General features: G+C 38.8%; 22 protein-coding genes. 19 read left to right on the forward strand and 3 right to left on the reverse strand.

Features of this window, described 5'->3' with window-relative positions:
• The first annotated feature begins 777 nt into the window (after positions 1–777).
• Positions 778–2,037: a hypothetical protein gene (locus RYO55_RS04310; protein ID WP_314984293.1), complete on the forward strand. Its 1,260-nt coding sequence runs from the start codon at positions 778–780 to the stop codon at positions 2,035–2,037.
• Between the two features lie 898 nt (positions 2,038–2,935).
• On the forward strand, positions 2,936–3,472 hold the full coding sequence (locus RYO55_RS04315) for a flavin reductase (RefSeq protein WP_314984295.1): 537 nt from the start codon (positions 2,936–2,938) through the stop codon (positions 3,470–3,472).
• 204 nt (positions 3,473–3,676) lie between these two features.
• On the opposite strand, the gene RYO55_RS04320 is transcribed toward RYO55_RS04315, so the two are convergent.
• Complete coding sequence (locus RYO55_RS04320) at positions 3,677–5,011, reverse strand: hypothetical protein (protein ID WP_314984297.1); 1,335 nt, start codon at positions 5,009–5,011, stop codon at positions 3,677–3,679.
• A gap of 438 nt (positions 5,012–5,449) precedes the next feature.
• On the opposite strand from RYO55_RS04320, the gene RYO55_RS04325 reads away from it, so the two are divergent.
• The 7 genes from RYO55_RS04325 to RYO55_RS04355 all read left to right on the forward strand — a co-directional run bounded on the left by RYO55_RS04325 (position 5,450) and on the right by RYO55_RS04355 (position 10,331).
• On the forward strand, positions 5,450–5,893 hold the full coding sequence (locus RYO55_RS04325) for a hypothetical protein (protein ID WP_270279074.1): 444 nt from the start codon (positions 5,450–5,452) through the stop codon (positions 5,891–5,893).
• Entirely contained in the window at positions 5,893–6,492 is a 600-nt protein-coding gene (locus RYO55_RS04330) for a DNA-3-methyladenine glycosylase I (RefSeq protein WP_295818005.1), read from the forward strand. Before RYO55_RS04325 ends, RYO55_RS04330 begins: the two co-directional genes overlap by 1 nt.
• Before the next feature lie 349 nt (positions 6,493–6,841).
• Positions 6,842–7,558, forward strand: a complete 717-nt coding sequence (locus RYO55_RS04335) for a DUF554 domain-containing protein (protein WP_295818008.1) — start codon at positions 6,842–6,844, stop codon at positions 7,556–7,558.
• Positions 7,559–7,913: 355 nt separating this feature from the next.
• Complete coding sequence (locus tag RYO55_RS04340; RefSeq protein ID WP_314984299.1) at positions 7,914–8,198, forward strand: type II toxin-antitoxin system RelE/ParE family toxin; 285 nt, start codon at positions 7,914–7,916, stop codon at positions 8,196–8,198.
• 16 nt (positions 8,199–8,214) lie between these two features.
• On the forward strand, positions 8,215–8,535 hold the full coding sequence (locus RYO55_RS04345; protein ID WP_004694508.1) for a HigA family addiction module antitoxin: 321 nt from the start codon (positions 8,215–8,217) through the stop codon (positions 8,533–8,535).
• Positions 8,536–8,621: 86 nt separating this feature from the next.
• Entirely contained in the window at positions 8,622–8,975 is a 354-nt protein-coding gene (locus RYO55_RS04350; protein WP_004698187.1) for a Spx/MgsR family RNA polymerase-binding regulatory protein, read from the forward strand.
• A 582-nt stretch (positions 8,976–9,557) separates the two neighbouring features.
• A complete protein-coding gene (locus RYO55_RS04355; RefSeq protein ID WP_314984301.1) occupies positions 9,558–10,331 on the forward strand; it encodes a hypothetical protein in 774 nt (257 codons plus the stop codon).
• 108 nt (positions 10,332–10,439) lie between these two features.
• On the opposite strand, the gene pgtP is transcribed toward RYO55_RS04355, so the two are convergent.
• Positions 10,440–11,762, reverse strand: a complete 1,323-nt coding sequence (gene pgtP / locus RYO55_RS04360) for a phosphoglycerate transporter protein PgtP (RefSeq protein ID WP_004694513.1) — start codon at positions 11,760–11,762, stop codon at positions 10,440–10,442.
• Positions 11,763–12,075: 313 nt separating this feature from the next.
• Here pgtP and RYO55_RS04365 point away from each other — a divergent pair, with 313 nt between their 5' ends.
• Positions 12,076–13,113: an HAD family hydrolase gene (locus RYO55_RS04365; protein ID WP_314984303.1), complete on the forward strand. Its 1,038-nt coding sequence runs from the start codon at positions 12,076–12,078 to the stop codon at positions 13,111–13,113.
• A 92-nt stretch (positions 13,114–13,205) separates the two neighbouring features.
• On the opposite strand, the gene RYO55_RS04370 is transcribed toward RYO55_RS04365, so the two are convergent.
• Positions 13,206–13,796 carry a nitroreductase gene (locus RYO55_RS04370; protein ID WP_314984305.1) on the reverse strand — a complete coding sequence of 197 codons (591 nt, stop codon included), beginning with the start codon at positions 13,794–13,796 and terminating at the stop codon, positions 13,206–13,208.
• Between the two features lie 256 nt (positions 13,797–14,052).
• Between RYO55_RS04370 and RYO55_RS04375 the strand changes: the two genes are divergently transcribed.
• The 9 genes from RYO55_RS04375 to RYO55_RS04415 all read left to right on the forward strand — a co-directional run bounded on the left by RYO55_RS04375 (position 14,053) and on the right by RYO55_RS04415 (position 22,946).
• Positions 14,053–14,571, forward strand: a complete 519-nt coding sequence (locus RYO55_RS04375; RefSeq protein ID WP_004694519.1) for a MarR family winged helix-turn-helix transcriptional regulator — start codon at positions 14,053–14,055, stop codon at positions 14,569–14,571.
• A gap of 154 nt (positions 14,572–14,725) precedes the next feature.
• Positions 14,726–15,124 carry a hypothetical protein gene (locus tag RYO55_RS04380; protein WP_038125650.1) on the forward strand — a complete coding sequence of 133 codons (399 nt, stop codon included), beginning with the start codon at positions 14,726–14,728 and terminating at the stop codon, positions 15,122–15,124.
• Between the two features lie 89 nt (positions 15,125–15,213).
• On the forward strand, positions 15,214–15,984 hold the full coding sequence (locus RYO55_RS04385) for a carboxymuconolactone decarboxylase family protein (RefSeq protein ID WP_314984306.1): 771 nt from the start codon (positions 15,214–15,216) through the stop codon (positions 15,982–15,984).
• Positions 15,985–15,993: 9 nt separating this feature from the next.
• Positions 15,994–16,626, forward strand: coding sequence for a site-2 protease family protein (locus tag RYO55_RS04390; protein ID WP_004694525.1), 633 nt, complete (start codon positions 15,994–15,996; stop codon positions 16,624–16,626).
• A 339-nt stretch (positions 16,627–16,965) separates the two neighbouring features.
• Positions 16,966–17,199, forward strand: a complete 234-nt coding sequence (locus tag RYO55_RS04395; RefSeq protein ID WP_004694527.1) for a (2Fe-2S)-binding protein — start codon at positions 16,966–16,968, stop codon at positions 17,197–17,199.
• A 284-nt stretch (positions 17,200–17,483) separates the two neighbouring features.
• Entirely contained in the window at positions 17,484–18,632 is a 1,149-nt protein-coding gene (locus tag RYO55_RS04400; RefSeq protein WP_314984307.1) for a glycoside hydrolase family 3 N-terminal domain-containing protein, read from the forward strand.
• Positions 18,633–18,839: 207 nt separating this feature from the next.
• Complete coding sequence (locus tag RYO55_RS04405) at positions 18,840–19,823, forward strand: Abi family protein (protein ID WP_302498866.1); 984 nt, start codon at positions 18,840–18,842, stop codon at positions 19,821–19,823.
• A 128-nt stretch (positions 19,824–19,951) separates the two neighbouring features.
• Complete coding sequence (fucO, locus tag RYO55_RS04410) at positions 19,952–21,103, forward strand: lactaldehyde reductase (RefSeq protein ID WP_314984309.1); 1,152 nt, start codon at positions 19,952–19,954, stop codon at positions 21,101–21,103.
• Positions 21,104–21,401: 298 nt separating this feature from the next.
• Complete coding sequence (locus RYO55_RS04415) at positions 21,402–22,946, forward strand: ClC family H(+)/Cl(-) exchange transporter (protein ID WP_287512638.1); 1,545 nt, start codon at positions 21,402–21,404, stop codon at positions 22,944–22,946.
• Positions 22,947–22,957 lie beyond the last annotated feature (11 nt).

The following is a 22,957-nucleotide window of genomic DNA, read 5'->3' on the forward strand; positions in this document are numbered from 1 at the left end:
AAACCTCTAAAACCGCTAGCAAATTTTGCGATAGTATCCGTCGGTTTGAGAGTAGTGTAATTCTGTAAACCTCTAAAACTGCAATAAAAAAAGCCATGCCTACATACACGTTTGAGAGTAGTGTAATTCTGTAAACCTCTAAAACGAGCAAATTAGATCTTTCTTTAAAGATTTGGTTTGAGAGTAATGTAATTAGAATTTAGTAGATTATAAATTTGTGAAACGACATAAAAAGCCGAGCTACCTTGTTTTAGTAGCTCGGCTTTATTTGTTTAATTCATATATTTATATAATATGATGCTTATTGTATCGTATATTAGTTCGTTCTATAATAGATTTAGGATAGTTAGACGAGGTTGGGACTCTCTTCGTTTTTGAAGGGAGGGATAAGTCTATGAGTGATTATGAAATAATCATGCTCCTTTTACAAGTACTGGCTATTGTCATTGCTTTTGGAGCTTTAATAGCCCTTATTTGCCTTACAAGAAGCAAATAGCCCTCCGTTGCCTAGTGTAACTAGATAACTGAAAGGCCATTTCCTAATGTTTTACTGATTTAGAGATGAGCCTGACGGCACTACTCGTCTGACTATCTATCTATATTATAGTAAGGTTATATTATATCGTCAAATTGAGATGAACCTCATATATTAAATAGAAACAAACCTCATGCATAGTGAAATATAAAGTTATAAATAATAGGCACAGCCTTGTTTGCATAGTATACTTATGCTAATGAGACTGTGTTTATTTATTTTATAATTTGAGAGAGGGTTTTATGTTACGTAAAAGTTTCCTACTGATGACAGCGATAGCTGCTTTCACCATGAATGCAAGCGCTGTGCAGATCGAAGTGCCAAAAGGGCAACCACCTGTGCCTGGGGCAGATGCGAGCATTTCTGCTAATGCGTATGAGAATTATCGGCATATTAATAAGGTTGCGGAGCATGAGGCAGAGTTATATAGCCAATTTGTAAAATCGAATCCTAAAAATCCGCCATCTACGTTTGATAAGTTAAATTTGGAACATCCTGGTTTTGCTAAGGCTTTGGAGTTAGCAAATTATTCTCAGTCAACGGTTGTATTGATTCATGAAGGGGATAAGAATATCAGAATATCCGTGCCAAATATCAGCTTTCTTGGTGATGTTGTAGAATCTCCGTCTGGAAAAGAAGGTCCTTTTTTTGCTGTTAGAAACTTGAGTGCGTTTTTAGTGGTAGGTCCACCGCATGGCAAAGCACTTGATACATATTCTGAAAGTAAAGGAAAATATATGTATCCAGGTTTACGGAATACATCTTGGAAATTTATGTCGAACAATGCTCGTGTGATGTATACGGAATTTACACCGAATGATACAAAAACTGCCTATGGCATTACCTATGGTGGTTGGGTAAATACGGAAGATCCATATCAAGATCAGGCACCTGAAGTGGTGATGAGTAATTATATTATTCCATCCATAGAATCCTTAGCTGGATTAGATAGTTATAGCCAGATTGAGCATTGGGGGAACTTTCACTATCGCATTCCTAAGACGGCTAAGTTAGTCAGTGAAGCCGTAGAAAATGAGAGACATGAGGTGAGAACCTATGAGGATACAGGAGTTAAAATACGGGTAATACGTAGCGCAATCAGGAGTAAAGAGACAGATAACACGCTGATTAAGGCTCCAATAATATATTATTTACATAAATATAATGATTTGGAGACGCCTACGCAGTACGCAGTAGTATGGAACAATGGGATTGCAGGTTCTTTAGTTGATGCCTATAAGCCCAATCGTGAATCTTATCTTCGTCATGTTGTGAAAGATTCTGTATACTATTACAGTTATCGCATTAATTATGATGAAAGTAAAACGTCTTATACACATAAACAGCTAAGAGATATGATTGAATATGTGGGATTTGATGATGCGGCAAGATTACGAAAAGAACCACAATGGCGAGAGAAAGGGTCATATAAGGAGAAACTCGAAAATAGCTCAGTATTTATCCCTTGGTATATGGAATGGGTTAAACTGTTGACTCAATAAAAAACTTTGCTTTTTAAGCTTGTATACTATTAGATAGGAGAGAGCTAATGAGTAAACTCAAATATATTAAAATTATATTAGTGCTTTTGCTTAAATCTTATCTCATTTATCTATGGGTCAACTTCGTAGGGGTGTTTACTCAGCTACTCTATTATATTTATATATTGAAAGTATATTCATTAGAGGATTTCGGACTATTTCTATTCTTTCTCTTTGGTAATATATGCAGTATTTTGTGGCTTGTCTTATGGTGTAAGCGATTACCGCCGGCTTTTAACAAGCCTAAAATATATTATGAAATTAAAGACTGGATACAATCTAAGAAAGAAGCAGCACCTATCTATAAAATCCTATTTGGCAGTTTATTGCTTTTGCTAAAGCTATGTCTTGTAGTGTATATCTTAATTACAGCTTCCATTATTTTAAGCATTCCAGTAATATACTTTTGAACTTCTATCAAACATTAAATAAACCCAAAAGCCGAGCTACTATGTGGATTAAGTAGCTCGGCTTTTATTAGTTTATTCATATATTTATATAATATGGTTTTTATTGTATCGTATATTAGTTTTCTCTATAATAGACTTAGAATAGTTAGGGAAGGTTGGGCCTCTCTTCGTTTTTGAAGGGAGGGGTGCTTATGAGTGGGTATAAAATCATTATGGTTATCCTTGGGATTTTATCAGTCATGATATCCTTTGGAGCACTTGTGGCGCTTATTTGTTTAGAAATAGCAAAATAGCCCTTCGTTTCTTCGGAAATTAGATAAAACGAAAAGGCCATTTCTACATATTATTAGTTTGTGAGATGAGCCTGACGTCACTACTCGTCTGACTATCTACCTATATTATAGGGGTAAAGATTTATATCGTCAAATTGAGATAAACTGGAGGTCCTTATGAAACCATTTGAAACAAAAGATTATAAAGCTTTTACCATATTCGAGGAGCGTTGGGCTCTTGTTACGGCCGGTACGCCTGATGATTTCAACACTTGTACGGTTAGTTGGGGCAGTATGGGCAATGTATGGGGCCCGAATGGCGGCGATATGTCTACGGTGACGGTGTACATTCATCCAGCCCGCTATACGCAGGAATTTATGGCGAAATACGGTACCTTTACCGTTAGTTTCTTCCCTGAAAGCTATCGCAAGGCTCTTGGTTACTTAGGATCTCATTCTGGCCGCGACGAAGATAAGGTAGCTAACTCTGGACTAACACCAGTGGCGGTAAGGAACGGCGTGACTTTCAAAGAAGCAGATATAACATTTGTATGTAAAAAACTGTATGAACATCAATTTGACGAATCTCATTTAGCAGCCCATGTAAAGGAATATTATGCAGCCAATCCGTCCATGTACACTCAAGCTGGTAAGGATCGTTGGGAACCTCATTATATGTACATTGGCGAAGTAGTTGATGCCATAGAGGGCTAGTTTGTCCACATAACAAATGAAGACATACATACAATTCTTTGGGATACCGTGAATGCTGTATCTTAACTAAGTATATTTTAGTTTTCTGGTACTAAAAAAGTCGAGCTTCTATCGTTTAGTTGCTCGACTTTTGTTAGTTAATTTATACATTTGTATAATTAATGCTTATGAAAGCTATTTTATAATGGTGTTGATATAGATCGTCTATGCTTCTGGAAATAGAACATGTTCTTGCATTTTAAAACTAGGATTATTGGTAGAATCAAAGAACTCAATCATATTCCGTAACTTTTGAACTTCCTCAGTACTTAAAAAACTTGGATAGAAGATAGTATAAGTAAAACTATATATGCCATCATAGGAGTTAAAGTTTAGAATGTGATCATCCTTATTAGGTTCATAGCTGTGTATGGATAGACCAGGGATGTTATTGTTCCATACAACTGAGTAATTGATATAGTCTGATGCTGATGGATGGTAACGGTAAATATCCCGGAACGTATTTAAATCAATTTTAAAATTGTAATGACCATTTACAACAAGTTCACGGGCATATGGGTTTTTAGGAACATTGTCAGTAGAAACAAAGAATGTTATATCTCCTTTTTTGTAGTATCTAATATCTTGGTGTTCAGAGGCCTTACTTTGTCCTTCGTATATGGCGTCTTTGGGTACACGGTATTGTACACCGTTTAAGTTTTCTATGCGTGAATATTGATTTAATTCATTTAGGTTTTGTACAGAGGGAAGCACATAATTAGCCAATAATTTATCTGTAGGAACCTTATTCAGAACGGGGTTGTTATCATAATAGACAAACCCTGCGTGATATAAGGGATGACGCATGTTATAGCCCTTAAATTTAAAATTTATTGTGTCGATGGTGAGCGTTGTTTTTTTACCGTTTTTAAGGTGTGGCATTTTTATGCTATCCCAAGTGCTGTAGGTAACAGTAGGATATGAAAATACAGTGCCTTTTATATCAGAAATGTGTTTTGCTGGATTACGTTTTGCCATGTCCTGAAAGAAATCACGAACATTCTTGTCGGTTAGTTTTTCATAAGCTATTTTTGTGTTACGCCAGTCATAGTCTTTGTAATCAGCATAGTCAATTTCTAAATTGAGACTTCCGTTATCGGTTAATACTCGATAGTCCTCAATGGTTCGACTTGGATTTTTGTAACGTCTTATATTATAATCACTTTTTATGCCTGCAACGGGGAATGAAAGCCGAATTTGGTTGTATTGATCATGAATGGAGATGACTGTATTATGGTAATGTTGACCGCGATATATAGAGGCTGCTTTAGCATACTTAATTTCGTTTTTACTAATACCGTTAGCCTTGTCAGTTGCTTTTAATGTTTCCACATAGTTTACTACATCCTTTTCAATATCAGGGTTTGTGGCTTGGTAGTTTACGTAGGCATCCTTTGGAATCTTCGGATCTGCACCAGGAATATTAACATCGATGGCTTCTACTGGTGATAATATGGTGCTCATCATGAAAGCACTAGCTAATAGTGATAGTTTAGTCATGATAGTATCTCCTATATCTATTGGTGTTGTAAGTAATCCATAGGTTATGTTATTAAGTATAATTATATAACTAAATGACTATATTGATTCAAGTATTCATCAAAATAAGTCATAAATTTGATGAAAAATAAGTATACAAAAGCTAAGTGTAATGAATGGCTTATATAGGGAACTCTTTTATTGATAACTACTATAAATAGCATGATTTGATAAAATTTTTATAAAATATAATCCCACAAAAACTGCAAAATCTGATATAATATTAATATAAAAATCGACGTATATAAGGACTAAAAAATGGTGTGTATGAAGTGATTTTCTAGCCTAGAAAATGACTATATCCTTAGTATTCAGTCGATATAATCGGAATGTTGTATATATGAAATGACTACGCAAATGCGTAGTTTTTATTATTTTTTGTTTGATGTAGGTAGTCCCATGAGTGTAGTGAAGCCCTTATTATGGCTATTAGAACCGTATATCGTATACAAGGCCTATTTGTGGGGTGCCCGCTTCATGGCACAGCCTTTTACATGGGAAGGCGAATTAGATTGGTTCGCTTTTATGCTAACCATACTGCTCGTCATTGATGTGGTGGCGTTGCCCTTGGTGATCTTCTATTGCCCTGGTTTGAATCCTGGGGTACGTGTTCCGGACTGGATTCGCCGTTTAGGAACACCTATTTATGCCGTCCATAATTGGCTTGATAGTAAGGTGGGTGGCGACACATCTACGCCGATTGTATGGCTTCGTAAAGCCTTGCATTCCCTACTTTTATTCATTTATTATTTGGTGCCATTTTACGTGGGTGGTCATCTCGTAATGGGTCTCGTAGTAGCGCTCATGTATGACGTTCTCGTATGGGCGCATGGAGGTGTGTGATGACGACTTGTGAATGGCCGACGACGCCTTTATATCAGGATTATCACGATTACGAGTGGGGACGACCAATTCATGATGATCAACATCAATTTGAACATATTTGTCTTGAAAGCCTCCAATGTGGCCTCAGTTGGCTTACGATCTTAAATAAACGAGATATCATTCGAGAATGCTTTGATTATTTTGATATTGATGCGGTGGCTGTTTATGGTGAAAGTGACATTGAACGCATCATGCAGACGGAGGGGATGCTTAAACATCGTCCTAAAATTGAAGCTATCATCAATAATGCTGCGGCTTTTAAACGTATTCAATCTGAATTTGGTTCGTTTTGTAATTATATTTGGGGATTTACAAATCATAAAACGATTATTTATGAAAACCATCCTGAAGGGCATTTTCCTACTAAAAATGGTCTATCCACGCGGATTAGCAAAGACTTAAAGAAGCGGGGATTTAAGTTTGTAGGGCCTGTAACAATTTATTCACACCTACAAGCCAGTGGTCTCATCAATGATCACGGTAAAGACTGCCCTTGTTTTGAGGAGATTAATAAAACAGCAGATATCGTACGTTTACCTGTAGACGATGAGGCTTAAGGGAGATAAGCAGAGATTAGTTAACAATAGTTTTTGCGCATGATTGAGTTTACATAATTGAATTTGTTGTTATGTGGAATTGGGTGTACACTAAAATTGATGAGGCGATAGCGACTCATCTCATGTTGGCCCGCTTTATATAAACACATATACTCTCTCTCTCCTAAGCGGGTCTATCATTAGTTCTCTCTCAACGCTATAAACTATACAGAGCCTCTACCTTATTGGGTAGAGGCTTTTTGCTGTATATAATGTTATAAGAGGAGTAATTAGATTGATTTCTTTCGATGTAGTTGTTATACTGAAGTAAATTGATAGTGTTACTTTCACAATTAAAGAAGGGAAATATATGATTGGTTTGGGAACGGCCATTAACATTGGTCTCATTATAGCTGGTAGCCTATGTGGCCTCGCATTTGGTCGCTTTATGAAAGAAAATTTAAAGCAGACGCTCATGATTGTGAGCGGTATTATCGTGCTCCTCCTCGGTATGAGCGGGGCCATGCGGTATATGCTCGTCATTGTCAACGGATCTCTACAAACAACGGGGCCGCTATTGATGATTATTAGCATGGTCGTAGGCGCCGTGATTGGCGAAATTATCGATCTTAATCATTGGATTACCGTGTTTGGCGATTGGGTGAAAGCTCGCACTGGCAATGCTGGTGATCCAAAGTTTACACATGCTTTTATTACTGCATCTTTGACGTTTACCGTAGGTGCTATGGGGGTACTGGGCTCTATTCAAGACGGCCTTACTGGAAATTATCAAACGCTATTATTGAAAGGCATCCTCGATGGTATTATCGTTATGGTTATGGTATCTTCTATGGGAAAAGGGGCGCTGTTCTCCTTTATTCCTGTAGGTATTACGCAATGGCTCATCACGGCAATGGCACATATTGCAGCGCCTCTGATGACACCTAGTGCCATCGATAACCTATCCTACGTCGGATCTATTCTGATTTTCTGCGTTGGTATCGACCTCATCTGGCCTGGTAAAGTACGTATTGCAAACCTTTTGCCAGCCATCTTCATGGCAATGGGGCTTACATTTTTGCTATAATTAGCATTACAATAATATATAGATTTTTATAAGAGACCTATATTCTCTGAACCTTTGATGTGTACTTTGTACATGATACGGTCGAGGATGTAGGTCTTTTTACTTTTTAAAATCAATTTAGTAGATGTGCGAATTAATGATAGTTTTAATTCAATTATGAAAATAAGGTAAATTTATTACATTCCGAAATAGGTGACCAATAGAGTCATCGCAAGTGTAGGATTTAAATGATGTTTTATAGAATTCTTTTACCAAAATTGTTTGTAGAATAATTTCAATTCTATGTATAGTTATTCTTCAAGTATATGTTATTGAATTATACCTGTTTAACAGGTATAATCAAAGGAGAGATTCTATGATTATCGGATTTAAGGATAAGGAAACAGAAAAAGTTTACTATCAAAGCTTTTCCAAACGCTTTTCTCCGTTTATACAAAGACTAGCTCTTCGTAAATTACTATTGTTAGATAATGCTGAATCATTACAAGATTTACGTTGGCCACCAGGTAATCGCTTGGAGTTGTTGCAAGGTGATCGATTTGGACCGTATAGTTTGCGGATTAATAGTCAATATAGACTGTGTTTTAAAGTGAAAGATATTAGTAGTTTTTATGATGTAGAAATTGTAGATTATCATTAATAGAGAGGAAATTAATATGGAAAAGTTTATTCCTACACCTACCATTAGTGAAATATTAAAGGAAGAGTTTATGGATCCATTAGGACTATCTGCATATCGATTAGCTAAGGATATACATGTGCCTGTTTCACGGATTCAAGAAATATTGAATGGTACACGGTCTATTTCAGCAGATACATCGTTGCGTTTAGCGAAATACTTTGGTGTTTCGGAAGGGTATTTCTTGCGTTTACAGATGGATGTTGATTTGCGTACCGCAAAACTTAGTGAGGGTATGGATGAAGTATTATCCTCTATTACACATTGTGCTTCATTAGAACCCGTAGACTGTCAATAAGAGATTGATAATTTTCGATGTATTTGGTAAAATTATCTTAAATTAGTAAGTTGTTACAACATTGAATATTGATATAAGGAGAACCTATGTTATTCGTTGAATATCCTAAATGCACAACATGCAAAAAAGCAAAGAAATTCTTAGATGATCACAAAATTAAGTACACAGATCGTGACATCAAGTCCGAAAATCCTACAGCAGAGGAAATCGCTGCTTGGTATCCACAATCTGGCAAGGATTTGAAAGCATTCTTTAATACTTCTGGTATGATTTACCGTGAACAACAATTAAAGGATAAATTGCCAAACCTTAGTGAAGAAGAAAAACTAGCTTTATTAGCATCTAATGGCATGCTTGTAAAACGTCCTATCTTGGTTCTTGAAGACAAAGTACTCGTTGGATTTAAAGAAGCAGAATGGATTGAGGCATTGAAGCTCTAATTTCATATTGTATTGGGTTGGAACGGACCTATCTCTAAAAGCCTCCATAGCGAGCTAAGTCATTTTTAGAGATAGGTCCGTTCCTTTTTTATACAATTTATGAAATTAGAGCAACAACCGGGGGCTATAGGGAGGCTAAGTCATTTTTAGAGATAGGGGCTTTTCCATTTAATATAAAATTAGTATCTTCAACTAGGACATATTAAACAACCTCCATAGCGAGCTAAGTCGTTTTTAGGGACCTGTTCTTTCTACGTTTTAATAAAGAAATTAGAGCTCACGACTAGGATCTCTTTTACGGTTAAGATATTTTTCATTTATCAAAAATTTTGATTTGTATATAACTTATATATTTTGTATAATATTTACACAATAGATATACCCCTATGGGTACTATAAAATTTAGAATAGAAACAAAAGGTACTCCAGATCGGTAGTTGATTACTGTTAGGTTAATATTAGTACGATATTAATACAAGATTAGTGTCATATTGCATGGGTGTACCTTACTATTTAACAAATTGTTTTGTATTTTATTTCCGGATTAAGTAAGGCCGGTATCTCATTTATAGAGAGGTCTATATGAAGTTTTTACAGTCTTTATCAGCGCAGGTTTCTCTGCGTACGCAGGGGGCTATTTTGGCACTCGGCTTGTTATTTATTATATTAGATGCGCTTACGGAGCCTATGAACCCAGCTATTGATTTGGCGTGGGTAACGGTCATCATTTGTGGCTTGCCATTGCTCATTAACAGCGTGCAAAGTATTTTGGATCATTTAGAGATTCATGCTAATTTTCTCATCGTGATAGCCATGGTGGCGCTTATTGCGATTGGAGATTATCATACGGCGGCTTATGTAGGACTCATCGTACATGGGGGCTTTTTCTTAGAGCAGCTTATTACGGGCGACGTACATTATACATTGGATGATGATATGTTGCCGACCATGCCTACACAGCTTGTAGCCTTGCGTCAGGGTATCAACAATTATTCATCTGTTATTGTTGTGGCTGTCATGTTGCTTTCCATGGGTTCCTATGCATTGACGCAGAACTTTATGCATACCATTACATTGCTAGTTATCCTTTGCCCATGCTCTTTGGAACTCGTTCTTGTGGCACTCATGATGGGTTCTCTCGTAGATGAAAACTCTCCAACAGCGGGGCTTTCAAAAGAGGCGAAACAATGTCATTTGGGCTTACTCATCGTGTCCATTTTGTTCCATGTTGCCATCATCGGTGCTGGCGTGTTAGGAACTATCAATCCTGTAACGGCTGCTGCATTGCATGGCTTGGCGCGACTTGGTCTCGTGTATAATTTGAAAGTATTAAACGGCTCCTTGTGCATCGCATAAATAATTAAACTCCCCTAGTAATCATAAGTATTACTAGGGGAGTTTTGTATATACAACAGTAAGTTGTACAGTACGTATTTATACATTACGTATTATACAGTACATATTCTATTGTTGTCCTTTGTCTCCAAGGGTGAGGAGTAGGAATACGATGGATAGGATACATGCACCAACGAGGGCAATGAAACCACCATCCCAACCGTAGAGGTCAACCATGAGACCCATGAAAGCACCAGCACCGGCAGAACCGATGAGGTAACCAAGAAGGCCTGTAAGGCCAGTAGCACCACCTGTTGCTACGCGTGGCACCATATCTGCTGCTTGAAGGCCAATCATCATAACAGGACCGTAGATGAGGAAGCCGATAGCGATGAGTGCTAAGTTATCGATGAGAATATTGCCTGCAGGGTTAAACCAGTACACGAGGATCGCCAAGATAACGAATAACATAAAGCAAATCGTAGCTGGAGCACGACGGCCACGGAATACGCGGTCACTCAAGTAGCCACTTACGAGCATGCCTGGAATACCAGCCCATTCGTATAAGAAGTAAGCCCAACGGGAACCTTCTTTTGTGAAGCCTTTCACAGCGGTTAAATAGGTCGGAGCCCAGCTAACTACGCCGTAACGGATGAAGTATACAAAGATATTTGCAATCGCAAGATACCATAAGTATTTATTATGCAAAATATATTTGTAGAAGATTTCTTTAAAAGTACTTTTTTCTTCATTTTCTGTATGTGTATGAACGACTTCATGTTTGTATTCTTCGATAGGTGGTAAGCCACAAGATTGAGGCGTATCTTTCAACAATACAAAGGTAATAATCGCTAGCACGATAGAGATAAGGGCAGGGAAGAAGAAGATACTATGCCATGTACCGAATAGGTAGATGCCAAGCGTAGCAAGAGGAGCGATGATGCCGCCACCTAGGTTGTGGGAAACGTTCCACCAGGACCACCAAGCACCGCGTTCGGAACGGGAGAACCAAGTTACCATGTTTTTCGCATATGGAGGGTAGCCCATACCTTGGAACCAACCGTTTAATAAGGCAAGAACGCACATGATAGGAATACTGCTCATAACACCTGGTAAGGTGCCGAATAATAACATAACTAAAGCACTAAGCAATAGACCTACTGTGGAGAAGTATTTTGGGTTAGAGCGGTCAGACGCATTACCCATAACAAATTTACTTACGCCGTAAGCTACGGATAAGATGGTCATAACTATACCAAGATCCGCTTTGGTGTAGCCGTACTCAGCAATCATGTACGGAACAGCTAAACTAAAGTTTTGACGGATCAAATAGAATGTAGCATAACCAATAAATGTACCTGCAAAGACTTCGCGTCGAAGACGTTTGTAGGTGGAATCGATTTGCGCCTCTGGTAAACGTTCAATATGAGGAGCAGGAGAGAAAATCGACATCGTTACACATCCTTTCTACAACATGTCATTTGTAATAATACCATGTAGGGTATGTAGTCGACTATACTTAATTTTTTATTATAATAAATAGTTATTAGAAAACTGAATTATGGATAACATTAATTAGGGTGAAATAGTATTGAATAGGTTGAAAATATCAAAATATCTTCTATGTAAAAAATATCAATTTGCAAATATATATATGAATAACTGTTCATGCATTTGCGTAATGAGGCTATGCATGAATAATATAATCTCATTGAATTTGCATTTTTCCTGTACTTTTGAGTGTATATGAGTAATTGTACATATTTTGTTATTGACACAAGGTAATGCGAAAATCGTTAGCTTGGCTGACCGTTGGGTCACATGGATTGTAGTGATTGCGTTATTGGCCGCGGTTGGCACCTATGTGGTAACTGGAGAAATCATTCGTGCCGTAACCATCCTCGTTGTGTTCTGTCCTTGTGCTCTCGTATTGGCAACGCCGGCAGCGATTATGGCGGCTATTTCTAATGCGAGCCAACACGGTTTCCTCGTGCGTCGTGGTAATATTATGGAACGCTTGGCGAAGGTTGATACGATGACCTTTGATAAAACAGGTACCTTGACCTATGGTACACCTGAGGTGAGCGCCGTTGAGACTGTGGGTTCCATGCCTACTGATGAGTTGTATCGATTGGTTGCTTCGGTAGAAACTAAATCTGAGCATCCATTGGGCAAAGCTATCGTGAATGGCTTTGCTACTCGTTATGGTGAAAGCTTCGATTCCATATATTCCTTCCGTATGGTTCCTGGCAAAGGCTTAGAGGCGACTTTACAAGATAAAGCCGTTTTGGCTGGTAATGAAGCAATGATGACCTTGTCTAATATTTCTATTGCTGACTCTGTGAAAGAGGCTGTTCATGAGCATTTGAATCGAGGTGCATCCATTGTATATGTTGCTGTGGATGGTGTAAACGATGCACCAGCCCTTAAAAAATCCGATGTGGGTATCGCCATGGGCGGTGTTGGTAGCGATATCGCTGTAGAGGCAGCAGATATCGTCCTCGTAAATGACAATATTAAAGAAATTCCTCACCTCGTAGCCTTGTCTAAACGCATGATGACTACCATTAAAATCAACCTTTCTTTCTCCTTGATCTTAAACTTTGTAGCTATCATCTTGGCTACGATTGGTACATTATCCCCAGTTTGGGGCGCCCTTGTTCATAACGCTGGTAGTCTTCTCGTAGTAGCGAACTCTGCACTACTCTTACGATGGGCTTACAAATCTAATCACGTAGTAGAGGATGATCATTCCGTACTCGTAAAAGCAGCACGCAAACGCGTATTTGAAGGGGCATGGTAGATTTTACAAACTCAATTAGAGTTGTGGGATAGATAGCGCTTTTGTATTGACCTAATTATCTTATAGGAATAGCTAAGAAACTAATAGTATCTTTAATCAATATATGTTACAGGATAGCCTTTTGGTTCGATTTCGCGGCGGTTAAGGCCGGTTGGCATATCTGGATAGCCGATAGCAAGGCTAGCGTAGACTTTTTCGTCTTCGCTAAGACCTAGTTCACGCATTTTGGCTTGGATGCGTTCATTATCTTGAAGATGACGGATTTGGTTAACCCAGCAACTACCAAGGTCAAGTTCATTGCAAGCAAGCATCATGTTTTGCATAGCACAAGATACATCAGCAAAATTATTAGCATAGTTTGCTTGACTAGCTAATACGATGAGCCCAGGTGCATTATAGTTGAATACAAATTTGCCTTCGGCGGACATCTTAATGATATTCACCATATAAGGTAAAGTATTTTCTGTAATCGGCATTTTGCCGTATTCTTCCTGAACGAGTGTTACTAACTCGTTGAGCACATCTTGGTTTGTGATAACCATGTAATGTGTTAATTGTGTGTTGCCACCAGATGGAGCACGGCGACCTGCGTCGAGCACTTGATCGATGAGCTCTCGAGATAATTGATCAGCTTTAAAGTTACGTGTACTATGACGAGTTTTAATACATTCTAAGGTATTCATGAGGGCCTCCTGTGACAAATGGAATCTGATATAGAGTTTCTTTTATTATACTACAAGGAAGGACCTAGTAGGGGACGTATAATTTCTTCCTATTAATTCTATAGAAGTGCCTAATTCTTAACGAATAAGAAAATAAATATTAATTAATTGACAAATTTAAAAATATCTGTTCAAAGTGGGCTTTTTGCGTTGACTGTTTACCGTAAAATTGTGTACAATTAATTAGTAGATAATTGTGTGCATATGGAGGTAGAATATGGCAGAAATTGGTGTACTTGAAGGGTACAAACATAAAGAAGATGTTCCTGATTCAGAATATTTAAGATTGGAAAATCAATTGAGCTTTCCACTCTATGTAGTGGCAAAGGAAATTGTTAATGCATATCGTAGTCACTTAGATCCTTTAAATTTGACATATACTCAATACATCGTAATGATGGCATTGTGGCAATATGGTGATTTATCCGTTAAGGAATTGGGACAAGTATTGCGCCTTGATTCCGGTACATTAACACCGCTTTTAAAGAAATTAGAAGCCAAAGCATTCTTGAAACGCAAACGCAGTCGTCAAGATGAACGCGTAGTTATGGTAACCCTTACTGATACGGGCAAAGCATTACGTGATGTAGCGGTTCATATACCACGCCGCTTGGCTGAATCGTCAGGTCCTATATTTGACGTAGAAGAGACACGTCAATTGCGTATGTTGCTTAATAAATTGCTAGAAGCAATCGATAACGCAAATGCAAAAACAGCAGAGAACATGAAGGGCTAATTTGATACAATCTCATATGCATATATTCTGTAACCTTGGAAATCTAAAAATTTTATTAAAAATGTGATATACTATACATATAGCGTATTGTATTCAAGTCATGTGAGAGTATGACTGATTCGTGATTTGCTCTCGTGGCACAAAGGAGATCATTATGAATAAAAATTTATTAGGTGCATTTGTATTAGCCGGTACATTATTAGTAGGTGGTGTTGCAAACGCAGCAAACTGGAATGGGTTAGCTAACTACCCAGAGGTTCCAAATAGTGCAAATGGTACAGAAACGTATTTCTTTGATAAAGCATCTGAGTTTAAAGGTATCGATAGCAGCCGTAACAACGTATTTGGTGTTAATGTAATTAACATGCATAATAACCAATACGGGGAAGCTACATTGTTCAAATATCTTGTTAATCCAAGCTTACATACTGTATATCGTTACGCTCCAGATGGTCAAGTTTACCAAATTCAACCTGGAACAAATGAGTTCAATATGTTCATGGCTGCTTGGAAAGAAGTATACGGCACAACTTTCGAATTCCCAGCGTTATAATCTGATGGCCCGTGCCGTAATAATTACATAACTATTGCTGGTGAAAGCTCCTTTTGGGCTTTCACCAGTGTTGTTTATGGAGGTTTTTTATGTCTAAATCTGAATTTGCTCAAGCCTATACGGAGCGTATGTTCCCTGATATTGCAGCCCCAGCAGGTTATATTGATCCAGAGTTTGAAATATTGTTTGATAATTTTGCCTTTGATGAAGTCATCACCGAAGAAGGCCGTAATGTACCGGCAAAGGATCGCTTCTTAGCCATTCTCGCTACATTAGTAGGCGCCTCCGCTGTTGATGAATATGCATTAATGCTACCGGCAGGATTAAACTTTGGCCTTATTCCTGATGAAGTGGTAGAGCTCATTTATCAAGCGGTGCCCTATCTTGGCATCGGACGTGTGCGCCCATTCTTTAAGGTGACCAATAAGATTTTTGACTATCGAGGAGAGGCTATTGCTGATCCCTCTCGCAGCACAATCACTGGAGAGTCTCGTCTTGAAAAAGGCGTAGAAAAACAAGTGGAAATCTTTGGGGAGTCTATGCGCAATTCTTACCAAGAAGGACCAGAAGATATTCGTCATATCAACAAATGGCTTGCCAATATGTTCGGCGATTACTATACGCGTAAAGGCCTTAGCGTGGCTCATCGTGAAATGATTACCTTCTGTTTCCTTGCGGCTCAAGGTGGCTGTGAAGCTCAAGTCAAGGCTCATGTAGAAGGTAATTTGAACGTAGGGAACAGCAAACAATATTTGATTAATATCGCATCCCAATTCGTGCCGTATATCGGCTATCCCCGTACCTTAAATGCCCTTCGTTGCATTCAAGAGGGCTTTACTGCATGGGAAGCCAAACAATAAAGGAGTTTTATGTTATTTTCTGGTATTAGTTTAACGATGATTTTAGCGTCTATTCCAGCGCTTATCATTGCAGCTGCAGGGCATGAATTTGCTCATGCCAAGGTAGCAGATATGCTCGGCGACTCTACGCCGCGCTCCATGGGCCGCTTGACATTGAATCCCGTGGCTCACCTTGATTTAATCGGCTCTATAGCATTTCTTATCGGTGGGTTTGGATGGGCTAAGCCTGTAATGGTTGATACGTCTAACTTCCGCGATCCTCGCACAGATTATACCTTAGTATCTATTGCGGGACCTGCGTCTAATGTGCTGATGGCCTTTTTAGGCTACTTAGCACTTCGTTTTCTTGAAAGCTACGGCTTGTTGACAAATGAATCATTAGAGTTAGTACTGACACTGATTGTTGTATATAATATTAACTTTGCCATTCTCAATATGATGCCCATACCACCACTTGATGGTAGTCGCATTATTACAAGCTTGTTGCCTAGGGATTTGCAATTTACATTGGAACGGTTAAGCTTTGTCAGCTTGATTGTACTTATCTTATTGCTTAATACACCTATTGCAGATAAGATTTTCATTCCATTACAACAAACGATTTTACAATTCTTTGACCGTATCGTGAGCATTATTTTATAGGATTTAGATTAAGGCTGATATGGTAAAAGCTATATGGTAATACTATGTAGAAAATACTATATAGTAAACACTTTATGGTAAGTCCTATCTTTCAAATTTTATTTTACATTCCTCACTATATTAAAAAGTATCGATATAATTTGCTAAGTATGATATACTAAGTACAGAAATCGTAAATTTTCGATATATTAATATTACAGTGTATTATTAGATACTATTGATAGAGTAAATTGATCCACTACATCGATATGTAAATCAATACACTAAATCGACACGTAAATCGATATATTAAATCAATACCGTATATAGATATTCAAGTGAATAAATGAGGAATTACATATGAATTTTGAAGAAAATCAAGTGCCAGAGGCGATTCTGGACAAGCTTACAAAGGTGTGCACATGCCGTAGTATTACGCGCAAAACGATTAAAGAAGCCATTTTAGATGGTGCTCATACATTTCCACAAGTAAAAGAAGCAACTCGTGCTGGCACGGGCGCTTGCGGTGGCAAAGGCTGTGGGCCTCGTATCGTAAAGCTCTTAGCGGAAATGAAAGAGCAAGGCAAAATTTAATTTGCGAAATGTAACATACACATTTTATACATCCAAAATGTAAGATACATAGTTTACACTCCAAAATGCAAACTATAATGTTTACACAACAAAAATGAAACATATAAAGATTGTTATTTGATTCTCTCAATGGATATACCCGTTGGGTTTTCGAGTAACAATCTTTTTGTTTTGTAAGATGCATGTACTATACTGCTGCTTGTCGTGTATTGATTATGTTGGGCTCGTTTATATTTTTTGATATACTATACATATTACTTTTTAGAGATTTAAGGGAGGTATGCATGTTTCGACGTTTCGTAGCAGCTACTATGATTGGTGCATTAGCACTCACAACGGGCTGCGGTTTACATAATCCATTTACTTCAAAGGCAGAGCCTGTGACTTATGAGTCCGTGGCACAAAGCGAGCTTTCACCAGAGCAAAAGGTGGACAAGTTAGTGGCTAATATGTCCGATGCAGACAAGGTGGGCCAATTGTTGATGATTGGCATTCACGGCACAACGCTAAACGATGACGCTAAATTTATGCTCAACGAGTACCGCGTGGGCGGCATCATCTTGTTTGATCGTAATATGGAGTCTAAGGATCAAGTTAAAACGCTCATTACAGATATTAATAAGGCTGGTAAAAGCGCCGGTTTAATGCCATTGTTCCTCGGCATCGACCAAGAGGGCGGTGCAGTAGCGCGCATGGATGATAAGCTCATCAAGGTTCCTCCCGCTGAAGAGGTAGGCAAAATGCCCGTTGAGCAAGCTGTATCCTTGGCAAAACAGTCTGGTGCAGAACTAAAAGACTTGGGCTTTAACATTAACTTTGCTCCTGTGGCGGACTTAGGATTAACCTATGGTCGCTCTTATAGTACGAGCCCTGATGAGGTCGTTCGCTATGCAGGCGCCGTTGGCAAGGCTTACGATGAAGCGGGCTTGTGGTATTCCTATAAGCACTTTCCGGGCATTGGTAAGACTGATGTAGACTTGCACGCGGACACAAGTATCGTTCCTGCCTCTAAAGAAACATTGCTTTCAGAGGACACAAAGGTATTTATAGACCTTATCAAACAGTCTAAATCGAATACCTATACAATCATGGTGTCTCATGCGATGTACCCAAAAATCGATCCAGATCATCCTGCTAGTTTATCGAAAGCGATTATTACCAATTGGTTGCGCAAGGACATAGGCTATAATGGCGTTGTGGTAACGGACGATATGGACATGGGGGCCCTTGCAAATCACTATACTTTTGGCGATATGGCGGTGCAATCCATCCTCGCCGGCAGTGATATCTTGCTCGTGTGTCACGAATACGAACACATGCAAGAGGCTTATAACGGCCTTATGAAAGCCGTGAAAGACGGTCGTATCTCGAAAGAACGACTCGATGAATCGGTGAAACGGATTTTGCTCATGAAAATGAATAAAATTTCTTAGAATTTCTTATTTTAAGGAAGGAATTTTAAGAGTATATCACGAATATAGACAGTGGAAATACTATTCATGGACGGCGAATCTGAGTTGACACTCAAGGGAGAACTTTGTTATAGTTAATACACAGAGAAACTGTGCGAAACTTACGGGTAACGCGCAACACTCGTCGACCCAAGGGTCGGCGAGTTTTTTTGTTTGTAGGAGGGATTTATGTCTAAGCCTTTTAAGTCTTTAGATTCCCTATTACGCTTGATGAGAAAACGGAATATTACGATTGAAAAGGGAATTGAGGGCGGTCGAGTAAAGAGAATTTTAGCTAGAGATAATTATTACTCAATAATTAATGGTTACAAAGATATTTTTTTAGATAATAACGCTACAGTTAATAGTGGAGATGACTATTATATAACGGGAACAACATTTTTTCAGATTTATGGGCTATATTGTTTTGACCGTAACCTTCGAATTATTTTATTAAAGGCTCTTTTACAAGCAGAGCAAAATATTTGCACGAAAGTATCTTATCGTTTTTCCGAAGTGCATACATCTGAATTCAGCCATTTAAATGTAAATAATTTTTCTAAGACTAATTTACCTAAAGCTACAGAGTTGGTATCAAAATTATCAAATGCTACACAACGTAATGCAAGACACACTATGTTTTCCCATTATTTAACGACACATCAAGATTTACCTTTATGGGTTTTAGTAACAAAGCTTACATTTGGTGAGATTACGAATTTTTATAAATTAATTACTCCTAACATACAGGAGAAAATCTTGGAAGACATACATAAGGAATATATGACTGAGTATCGGATTTCTATAATGAATCCAACTTCAACCTTAATACCTATTTTTAGTGAAATATTAGATGTTTTGGTAGGATATAGAAATGTATGTGCACATGGAGATCGCCTTTATAATCATAGGATTATAGGTCCAAAGAAGACGATAAAAAAACTAACATATTATTTTGTGCCTAATCCAAAGGGGAGTGAATCTTCTGTATATGGAGTATTGATTTCTTTGAGATTATTATTACCACGAATAGCATATAAAAGCATTATTGATGAGATTATAAGTGAGTTATTACTTTTAAAAGAAAGTTTACCAATTATACAGTTTAATCAAGTTCTTGCTAAAATGGAGTTAACGCTTCAGTGGAAACAAACATTAGAAGCACTAAAATAATAAAATATATAGTGTATACATAACGAGCTTTCAAGGATTTTATTAAACCGATAGAGAATTAATAAGTAAAGTGATTCTCTGTCGGTTTATTTTTTATTGTATAGTTTGTTTTGTTAGGAGTGAGGTATATGGCTCGGAGAATAATGTTGAACGGCACGTCTTATTTTGGGCAAGGCGCGATTCAGGAGATTGTGAACGAAATTAAGAATCGCCATTTCAAAAAGGCCCTCGTTACATCTACGCCAGATTTATTTGAATTTAAAGTGGCTACAAAGGTTACGGATTTGCTTGATGCGGCAGGTATTGCTTATGAAGTCTACGACGGTATCAAACCAAATCCTACCATCGAAAACGTAACAGCTGGTGTTGAGGCTTGTAAAGCGGCTGGCGCCGATGTTATCGTTGCTGTTGGTGGCGGTAGCCCGATCGATACAAGCAAGGCGATTGCTACTATTATTACGAACCCTGAGTTCGCCGATGTACGCAGCCTTGAAGGTTTAGCGCCTACTAAGAATCCGTGCTTGCCAATCATCGCTGTTACTACTACATCTGGTACGGCTGCAGAGGTTACTATCAACTACGTTATTACAGACGTTGAAAAGAACCGCAAATTCGTTTGCGTTGATCCTCATGACATCCCAATCGTTGCCATCGTGGATCCTGATATGTCCGCGTCTATGCCAACAGGCCTTTGCGCTGCCACAGGTATGGATGCCCTCGTACACGCCGTAGAAGGTTATATCACAAAAGGTGCGTGGGAGCTAACTGATATGCTCCATTTGAAAGCTATCAAAATCATTGGTCGTTCCTTGCGTAGCGCTGTGGCTGGCGATTATGTAGGCCGTGAAGCTATGTCTTTAGGTCAATACATCGCGGGTATGGGCTTCTCCAACGTTGGCCTCGGCATTGTTCACTCCATGGCTCATCCATTAAGTGCTGTGTACGATATCCCTCATGGTAAGGCTTGTGCGATGTTGTTAACAGCAGTATTGAAATTCAATGCTCCTGCTACAGGTGAAAAATATCGTGAAATCGCTCGCGTTATGGGCGTTCCTAATGTAGATGCTATGGATGAAGCAACCTATCGTCAAGCGGCTATCGACGTAATTCAGAAATTAGCTGATGACGTAGGTATTCCTAAATCTCTTAGCGAAGCAGGCGTAAAACGGGAAGACATTCCATTCCTAGCTGAATCTGCTTTCAACGATGCATGTACACCTGGTAACCCACGGGATGCCTCTTTAGAAGAAATAATCGGCATCTATGAATCCATATTCTAATTAGCGTCTTTACATATTTCAAATGCCTCCGAATGTGTAAAGAAAATACATTTACACACTTGCTTAACAAAACTAGCCATCTCTTTTTAGAGGTGGCTAGCTTTGTGTTTAAAGCGCTATCTATTGTTTTGTGATTCGGACCTTTGATCTCGTGTCACGTGAGAAAGCTATTTTTATACGTAATCCTTTCTTGAAAATGGTGGTTTACATAAGTATACTAAGGATATGAATGCATAGTTCGTGTAGACCTATGTCGGCAGAGGAACGGTTGGTTTTGGTCACTGCTAAGGAGGATGTTATGAAATTATGGAAATTTAATAAGCGTAGTTCTACCTTGGCAGATATGTCCATGAATCGAGTGCTCTTAACGGAGCTCATTGCAAAGGGTGCTCTTGTTGGGGTGATTGCAGGTTTTTTTGGGGCATCATACCGCTATTTGATACTTGAATCAGAGCATATCAGGTGGCATTTGATGGATGATATTACTATGGAATGGGCCATAGGTTGGCTTGTGGTAATGGTCATTTTTGCGTTTATTGTAGATCGATTGCTCGCATGGGCCCCATTGTCTGGTGGTTCTGGTATCCCGCAAATTGAAGGGGAGATGTTAGGTCTCTTTGATATGAAGCCCTATCGGACACTAGTATCTAAAATGATTGGTGGCGTACTGACCGGCTTTGCAGGATTTTCCGTAGGTCGTGAAGGGCCAGCCGTACAGATTGGCGGCTCTGCTGGGAAGATTGTGTCCTACTGGATGAATTCGGGACTACGAGAACAGCGTATTTTGACATCCGCAGGTGCTGGGGCAGGCTTAACAGCTGCCTTTAGTGCGCCCGTATCGGGGGCGATGTTTGTCTTTGAAGAGGTACATAAAAGCTTTTATCCGTATCTCGTTGTACCAACCTTCGTGGCAACTTTGATTTCTAACTATATTACAGTTAGTATCTTTGGACTTACACCAGCGCTGGGCTTTACGGTGACCTCAGGGGTTCCTCTTGAATATTTCCCGATACTACTCATGGTTGGTGTTATCATGGGGCTATGTGGCGTGTTATTTTGCCGTATGATTTTTGCTTTCAAGAGGTTCTTTGACTGGCTCAAATGTTCTCGATTCTTGAAATTAGCCCTTACCTTTGTGGCGGTGGCAGCCATTGGCTTTGATTCGCAGCTCCTCTTGGGTGGGGGCAATGACCTTGTGGGTCAGCTTGCCTTTCAATCTCATGGCGTATTGCTCTTAGGTGGCATCGTATTAGGCAAGATTTTACTTACCACCTTCTGCTATGGCAGTGGTGCTCAAGGGGGCATATTTTTGCCCATGCTCGTGATTGGTGCTGCAACAGGTGCTTTTTGTGAAAGCTTACTTTCAACCTTAGGACTTATTTCTCCTGATTTTGTACCACAGTTCGTTATCTGTGCCATGGGCGGAATGTTGGCCGCAGCTATGCGTACTCCCATCTTGGCGATTTTGCTCGTCCTTGAAATGACAAATAGTTTCTCTAATATTTATGCTATCGGTACCGTTACGCTAGTGGCTTATCTTGTGGCGGATCTTTTAAAAGAACCGCCGATTTACGATTCCTTGTTGCAAGCCATGAGTGGTCAAAGCAATCTAGAATCGGTGCAAACCTTCTTTCAAACGAAGGTGCCTGTGGTGGCAAACTATACGGATGTACAGTTACAAGACTTGGCATTACCAGATGGTACATTGATCGTAAGTATTCGCCGTAATGGTACCTACATTGTGCCATTAGGCGATGTAAAACTCGAACCAGGGGATGAATTACAAGTCTCTTGTGAACGAGGCCGGTTGAAAGCGGCGAAGACGTATTTCCAATCTAACTAGGAGTGTTAGTA

The organism is uncultured Veillonella sp. (assembly GCF_963551295.1).
GTDB lineage: Bacteria > Bacillota > Negativicutes > Veillonellales > Veillonellaceae > Veillonella.